Genomic DNA, 1,057 nt, shown 5'->3' on the forward strand with positions numbered 1-1,057 from the left:
TCTTCTTGCGTTCTCACTTTCATCTGTCTCACAAGCTTCTGATAGCTTCAAAATTTGCTGGTCGATTTATGTCGGCTGGATGCCTTGGGCGTATGGCGCCGAGCAAGGCATCGTGAAGAAATGGGGCGACAAATACGGTATCGATATTGAGGTCGTTCAGATTAATGACTACATCGAGTCGATCAACCAATACTCTGCAGGCGAGTTCGCGGCTTGTACGATGACAAACATGGATGCCCTTACGATTCCAGCCGCAGGTGGTGTAGATAGCACGGCGCTCGTAGTTGGTGACTTCTCAAATGGTAACGACGGTATCGTGTTGAAAGGCAAAGATTCCCTAGCTGACATCAAAGGCCAAAACGTTAACTTGGTTGAGTTGAGCGTATCGCATTACTTGCTAGCACGTGGTCTTGAAACGGTTGGTTTAACCGAAAAAGATCTCACTGTTGTGAATACCTCTGATGCAGACATGGTTGCTGTTTATGGCACAGATGACGTTACATCGGTTGCAACATGGAATCCCTTGCTCAGCGAAATCGAAGCGATGCCAAACAGCACTAAAGTATTCGACTCTTCAATGATTCCAGGTGAAATCATCGATTTGCTTGTGATAAATACAGAGACCTTGGCTGCGAACCCTGATCTTGGGAGAGCTTTAGTGGGTGCATGGTACGAAATCATGGGCTTAATGAGTGGCTCTGATGATGCAGCGACTTCAGCAAAAACGTACATGGCAGAAGCATCAGGTACTGACTTGACTGGTTATGAAGCACAGTTAGCAAGTACTGAAATGTTCTACACGCCAGCGCAAGCTCTTGAACTAACAAATAGCGATGCTCTTGTGAGCACCATGGAAAATGTTGCGGAGTTTTCTTTCAAGCATGGCTTGTTAGGTGAAGGTGCTCCAGATGCAGGATTTATCGGAATTGAAATGCCAAAAGGTACCTTCGGTGATGCATCAAACGTGAAGTTCCGTTTTGACCCAAGCTACATGCAGATGGCTGCTGACGGCAAGCTATAGAGCATAAACGAATGCCTGTATTGATGTGAGGCCAAG

At 46.4% G+C, this 1,057-nt stretch carries 1 protein-coding gene; it reads left to right on the top strand.

The genetic code is table 11. The features are described 5' to 3' along the window. On the top strand, window positions 1–1,021 hold a 1,021-nt coding region (locus A3738_RS21250), incomplete at its 5' end, for a putative urea ABC transporter substrate-binding protein (protein ID WP_068763840.1). Window positions 1,022–1,057 lie beyond the last annotated feature (36 nt).

This window comes from Oleiphilus sp. HI0066 (genome assembly GCF_001635725.1).